The sequence below is a fragment of the Rhizobium sp. PDO1-076 genome, assembly GCF_000247475.1.
In the GTDB taxonomy this organism is placed as follows: Bacteria; Pseudomonadota; Alphaproteobacteria; order Rhizobiales; family Rhizobiaceae; genus Allorhizobium.
Genome location: NZ_AHZC01000113.1, coordinates 1 through 6,021, shown reverse-complemented (window position 1 = coordinate 6,021; position 6,021 = coordinate 1). Strand labels below are relative to the sequence as shown.

4 protein-coding genes and 1 pseudogene are annotated in these 6,021 nt (G+C 55.8%); 1 reads left to right on the top strand and 4 read right to left on the bottom strand.

Annotated features, from left to right (window positions below):
• The 3 genes and pseudogenes from PDO_RS27050 to PDO_RS27835 form a co-directional block, all read right to left on the bottom strand.
• Positions 1-223: UvrD-helicase domain-containing protein (locus PDO_RS27050; RefSeq protein WP_141649862.1), on the bottom strand; the 223-nt coding region annotated here is incomplete at its 3' end.
• On the bottom strand, positions 220-1,968 hold the full coding sequence (locus PDO_RS08855; protein WP_007600554.1) for an ATP-dependent nuclease: 1,749 nt from the start codon (positions 1,966-1,968) through the stop codon (positions 220-222). The genes PDO_RS08855 and PDO_RS27050, both read right to left, overlap by 4 nt.
• A gap of 123 nt (positions 1,969-2,091) precedes the next feature.
• Positions 2,092-2,244 (bottom strand): annotated as a pseudogene (locus tag PDO_RS27835) (IS3 family transposase); the annotation flags it as partial.
• Positions 2,245-2,372: 128 nt separating this feature from the next.
• On the opposite strand from PDO_RS27835, the gene PDO_RS08845 reads away from it, so the two are divergent.
• On the top strand, positions 2,373-4,625 hold the full coding sequence (locus PDO_RS08845; protein WP_007600551.1) for a KAP family P-loop NTPase fold protein: 2,253 nt from the start codon (positions 2,373-2,375) through the stop codon (positions 4,623-4,625).
• A gap of 16 nt (positions 4,626-4,641) precedes the next feature.
• Here PDO_RS08845 and PDO_RS08840 read toward each other — a convergent pair whose 3' ends face one another.
• Positions 4,642-5,268, bottom strand: coding sequence for a hypothetical protein (locus PDO_RS08840; protein WP_007600549.1), 627 nt, complete (start codon positions 5,266-5,268; stop codon positions 4,642-4,644).
• Between the last annotated feature and the right edge of the window lie 753 nt (positions 5,269-6,021).

Below are 6,021 nucleotides of genomic sequence, written 5' to 3'. Positions count from 1 at the left end.
ATTTTTGCTGGATCGCGCGGTAGTCGTGCCGAAATGTATCGACCGCAACATTGGAGAAGGAAAGAAGGGCTATTCGGCTCCGTTCGCCACTCAGCAGTTCTTGGAGTTTGGCAACTCGATGCACAACGGTGCGTGTTTTTCCGCTGCCCGCGCATGCAATTACGCAAAGGCGACCGCTAGGTCGATCAACAACAAGCTGTTGCTGCGGAGAGATACTGGTCATCGCGCCGTTTCGTTTCCGCAGACATGCTTAATCGCATCGATGATATAGGCAGGAGCTTTGACAATTTTCTTCTCATCAGTAATCTTCGATGCTAGCGCTTGGCCGAATTTTCCCTTCTGAACGTTCCCTTCTGCTCGCTCAAACATTCCTCGGAATAGCGCTGTCGCCTTTTCCTGGTCGGTGGTTTTGGATGCTAGCTCAGCCTGCAGAGCCGCTGCTATTTTAGGATGAATTTCCTTTAGCGCTTCAATCATCGTCGGTCGGTTGTCTTCAAGCAACGCAAGATCGTATTCGAACGTCTTCACACCGTGGAATATCTTCACGAAGCTGTCTTCGCTTTTCTTCATCTTTGCCGTGTTGTCGGAAACGGTAATGACTTCATCTAACGCAGGGTAGTGAGCGACCGGCTCGCTGTCAGCGATGACGATTTTCTCCGGATCTGCATCTGTTATGACGGCGACCTTGACCCCAAGTGCCCTATCTCCGAAAAGCGGAAGAAATGAATCGAAGTTCAACCCTTCTACGCTGATAACGCTCACTCCGTATTGGCGTAGATCATATCCAGCGCTTTCGGCGAGTGTTGTGACCATCAGCAGCTCAGCTGCGCCCTCGACGAAAATAATTCTTCGGGCGAAAAATAATTCCGCGCGCGTGACGTCGAGATATCGAGCAAGTTTTTCTTTTTTCCCCTTTTCGAAGCTTATGGTGCGAGGAGCAAATGCATTGATGGCGCCTCCAGTTTCGATGAGGCAGGTGATAGTATCTAAGGGCGCGATACTCGCGAAATTTGGGGAATGGCTGGTGACGAAAACCTGCACGGGCTTGTCGGTCTCTGTCGTCTTAATGTCTGACAGGTACTTGAGGAGTACGGTTTGAAGCTGGGGGTGCAAGTGAGCCTCGGGCTCTTCGACGATTAGGCCGCGAAACGCAGCATCAGGATTCATAGCCATTTCGCTCAGGACAACCGCCATGAAAATCAGGTTGTTGAATCCGAGGCCATTCTGTTCAATTTCGAATGTATCGACCAGAAGTGACAAGCGCGCAGCCAGTCTTTGGAAGTCAGTCCCTGAAAGTCCCAGTTCAAGCGCCTGTCTTAACTGCGCACCAATCATATTTTCATGGCGGGTCAAAATCGCTTTGTGCGTGTCCAGCAGCGGGCCCTGTTTTTTCAGGTCGCTGTCGAGTCTCGCTAATGCATCATTGATTTGCTGACGACCATCGTCATCAGTGAGCAAATGAAAGAGGCGCGCTAACTGGCTCGACCGCCCAGGTTTTAGTAACTGGCCCGCATCCCGCAGCGGCTGAAGATATACACTTCGCAGGTTTTCCAGAATATCTGACGTAAGCGATGTTTCTTCGTGCTCCCCGCACCACCTCTTTGCTCTGAGGCGTCCCGACTTGTCTGGGTCACCATACTGGACCGATAGAACGGCCTCGAGTTTTTTGTCCACTCCCATCCTCAACGCTGGAAGGAAATCTGCCTCATCGGCAAGCGTCAGGCCCCTAAAGGTGAATGAAAATAGTATGCTACCTCGGCTTTTGCCGCCCTTTGGAGTGTGGATGTCGTCGATTGTGAGCCGAGGATACGGATCGTCTGCACCGGCCAGCAACGAACGCAGAGCGTCAACCACCGCCGACTTCCCGACGTTGTTCGGTCCGACAATGATATTGAGCCCCTCGTTGAAGTCGAGAGATACGTTCGAGAGCTTGCGAAAGTTTGAGACTTTCAAATTTGCCAGATACATTGATTCTCCCCCGATCAACGCATGACAGCGTTATTCCGAGCGCATGTAAACTATGGAACTGGCTTTTGCCCGTCGAAGTTGTTGTGAACCGCACGGGGTTTGCCGGAGGCAATTTCGTTGAAGTTATGCGGCCATGGCTGCTTCGTCCAGCATGGCGTAATAGCGTTCTTCAGCTTCGGCTGGCGGTATATTTCCGATGGGCTCCAGAAGTCGTCGGTGGTTGAACCAGTCGACCCATTCCAGGGTGGCGAATTCCACCGTCTCGAAGCTCCTCCAGTCGTGAGCATAAAATCTCGCAGAAACACAACACGGGGTCGCTTTTGTGTGTTGATGAGGGGCGGAAATCGATCTGCTCTTCGGTGGACTGCCTCGCCTTTGTTTGATCAACCGTCCATTGTGGCGTCATGAGCGAACCAACTTTTAACGGCGATAGGCCGATTCAATCTCAGAATGAAGACCTGTTCGGATTTGCGGCGCTCGCCGACCGCATCGCCGCATCCCTGACCTCGCAAGCCGCAAGCAAGGGCTTCGTATTCGGCCTTGAAGGAAAATGGGGGTCGGGCAAGTCGAGCTTGCTCGCGCTGATATTGGCGAGGGTACGCGAGATGGATCGGGCCAAGGTCGCAGCTGTCGAGTTCAGGCCGTGGTTGATCGGTGATCGTGATCAACTGTTGATGGCACTATTTGAAGACTTGGCCAAGGCCATCACCGAAGTTCAAGCCGCCCGAGGAGATGCGAGCGGCAAAACCAAACGTGCTGCCGGCGATGTCGTTGAGCAGGTGCGTAGTTTCGCCCGGCACCTTGGGCCGGTGGGCAAGCTTGCGGGATTGGCCGGCGTCCTGGTTCCCGGAGCGTCCTTGGCCGGCGATGTAATCGAGAAGATTGCCGCAGCAGCATCCGAGCAGACCGAGGGGCCTACCTTGGTCGCGCAGAAGGAAAAGCTGGCCGCAGCGCTGCTCGATCTCGATTGTCGGATTGTGGTTGCGATTGACGATGTCGATCGTCTCGAGCCGGCGGAAGTCGCTGAATTGCTGCGTCTTGTCCGTTCTGTCGCCGACTTTCCCAATGTCTCTTACCTCCTCTGCTATGATGGGCTCACATTGGCGCATGCGATCGAGACTGGTACGGGCGTTTCAAGCGGGACCGCCTACCTGGAAAAAATTGTCCAGACCGAAGTGGCCGTGCCGAGGCCGGAATCCTTCGCGCTCAGACGCTGGTTCACCAAGGAGCTTGAGTCCTTCATGACCTGCGATGAAACACGGGTCTCGGAGCTTCAGCAGGTGATCGACGAGACGGGTGGCCGTGTTTTCAAGAACCCGCGCGCAGTTACTCGCGTTCTCGACAGCCTCAGGGTCTTTTGGCCTAGCCTGGCCGATCGCGTCGACACACCGGATTTGGTCTGGCTTCGGCTCATTGCGATCGGGTCGCCCAACTTTTATCGCTGGGTCGAGGAGTACCTGGTCGAGTACGCCGCTTTAAGCAGCGGTCGCAGCAGTGTTTCGGACAAAGATCAAGTCGCTCATACGCAAGCGCTGGATGCGGCACTGGAAAAGGATGGCTTGACTTGGGACGCGCTGCAATACGAGCTGGATCGGCACCTTCCCGGAATTGACCTCTACAATCTGGGGACAGAGAAGGATAGCCGGATCTTCTCGCAAGGGGATCGCCGTGCACTGGCACAGGCCGCCAAGGAAAAGCGGCTTGCCAGCCCAAGCCATGCGCGTATCTACTTTACACTGGTCGCACCGGCCGATGGCATTTCCGAACCCGATATCACTCGGCTGATCGAGGCGGCGGCGAAAGGAAGGGATGCCGTCGCGGCATATCTTGCCGAAATCGATCGCCATAGGGGGGATGCGGGTGCCTCTAAGGCAGAACGCTTGTTCGATCAGCTCCGCTTCACCCCGCACGAGACGCTGAAGACCTGGCCTGTCGAAATCCTGATCGAAGGCATGGTCGATGCGGCGGACGAGCTCGCCAAGGATAAAGGGGGGCGAGAATGGGGCCGGCCGCAGATCTGGTTCCTCATGGAAAAGCTCCTCAGGCAGATACAGGCTGCGACGCCTGCACGATACGAAGCGGCGCTCGCATCCGCTTTCGAAACGAGTGCGTCGATGGGCTTTCTTACCGAGATTTTCCGGCAGGAAACGTTCGGTCATGGATATTATGGTGACAGGGCGACCCCTCATGATCGGCTGATGACGGCCGAGGGATACGAGGTCGCTCGCATTGTCATGTTGAAGCGATATTCCGAGCTCGACCTGGACGGTATCGAGCCAAGCCCATATGCCTCGTTAATGCTCTATGCCTGGTCTCAGGGCGGAGCACGGGGCGATGTGATGCAGAAGGTTGCCGCGCGTGCGTCGAACGAGGCCTGGCTCCTCAAATTCCTTCAATCACTATATGGTCCAAGGTCTACGCTGTCGCGCGGGGCGATGGAAACATTCTTCGCGTCTCCGGCCGATGTCGTCCGCCAGGTTTATTCACTGGCTCGCAATGGCAACCAGCAGGCAGACGACATTATCCGCTCGTTTCTCGCTAACAACAATGCAGATGAAGATGAGCTTGAGGCCATCTTCACCGACTGGGAAGAAAGCGCCGGTTCACCGCAAATTCCGGTCGAATCGGATAGCGATGATGGGGATCCGGAGGGCTGAAATCAGCCCGCCGATTTTAGAACGGTGGATATTCGGTCGCTCCGGGCTTCCGATCGGCGCGCCCCCAGAAACGAAGACCGGCGCGCGCGTAGTCTTTCAAGTACTCGTCACTGATGACGAGCAGGGCGCTATCGGGGGAGGGGCCGGGGTTGATGTCGACGTAGGCGGTCGGATCTTGCTCCCAGAGCCGAGCTGCTGCGCGTTTGAGTTCCGCACTCGCCTTTCCATCTCCGTGCCGGACGATGTTTGCAACGCGATGGCCCTCTACCAGTACGTCACGGATAGCCTGGCTGTTTGCGTCCATGCCGATTTCCCGCATGCAGTCACCCAGCAAAGCGGACAAGGGCTGCGTCTGGACGTCTGGTTTGCGCGGCTGGATGAAAAGGTGAAATGCCCATTGGCGCAGCTGGCGCTCGAAAAGTGCAGACAGCACCAGGATGAACGCCTTGGCGGCCTCGTTGCGTGTATACGAATTGACTTGGGCTTCCGCGCGATCCAGCCCTGCGGCAAGGGTGTCGGGCGTTCCCATGTCCCAATTCTGCAGTTCGCGGAGTCCTACCATGCTCGGCATTACGACACGCTCAAAGAGTCGATGAAGGTTGTTCTGGAACACCCGCGGCAGATGCTGCGCCGGTTCTATCATGGCCCGCTCCGGAGCGATTGAGTTGGGTTGAAAGTCGAGATCGATCCATACCTGAAAGTGCAACTTTGGGCCAAAGCAATATACATGGATCGCTCAGAAGGGCTCTCACGGGCAGGATTGCGCAATTTTTTCCTTGATTGTGGGTCGGCTTGCGCCACTCCACTTTATTCGCTGAGGCGACCTTTGCGATCGGCCGCCGACTATGACACTACGCGGCCGCACTCTGGACTTTTCTTAGAGCAAGTCGTTGCCCGGACTGGAAATTTTTACGCAAATGTAAGCCAGTCAATCACGTGGTCGGCGGTTCAGATCTCTTCAAGGCGTTAGATATTATTGGTGTCTAAGGTGTCCACGTTCACCGCACCTTGCAGTGTGACTGACGGCGATGCGCAAAAACGTCTGCGTTCTCATGCCCATCAAAGGCTGAGGCGAGTTGCGCCGGGTCTGCCATGACATTCACATGGGGTGGGGCAACCTGCCCATGGACTGCTTCTGGTAACGAGACGCATCCTACGGACCGGGCTGTTGTGAACAGAGCCCATAGTCTCGGCCATTCGGCTTCCATTCCTTGCGTTTGACGGGCCGCTTTTGCAGCCCGTTTGCTGAGCATGGCTCATATCTGAGCCCTGCGATCTTCTTCTGTCTGTTTGGGGGCTTGCAGCCCCGTCCTCCGTCAAGACCAAGCCCTTCGGGCAAAAGCATCCGGGCCGTGGCTCGGCATTCGCCTGCGCCCGCACCACCCCGGACGCTTTT

Bases quoted from the DNA above. Each gene is read 5' to 3' on its own strand.
- PDO_RS08845 (WP_007600551.1), top strand. From the start codon at position 2,373: ATGAGCGAACCAACTTTTAACGGCGATAGGCCGATTCAATCTCAGAAT.
- PDO_RS08855 (WP_007600554.1), bottom strand. From the start codon at position 1,968: ATGTATCTGGCAAATTTGAAAGTCTCAAACTTTCGCAAGCTCTCGAAC.
- PDO_RS08840 (WP_007600549.1), bottom strand. From the start codon at position 5,268: ATGATAGAACCGGCGCAGCATCTGCCGCGGGTGTTCCAGAACAACCTT.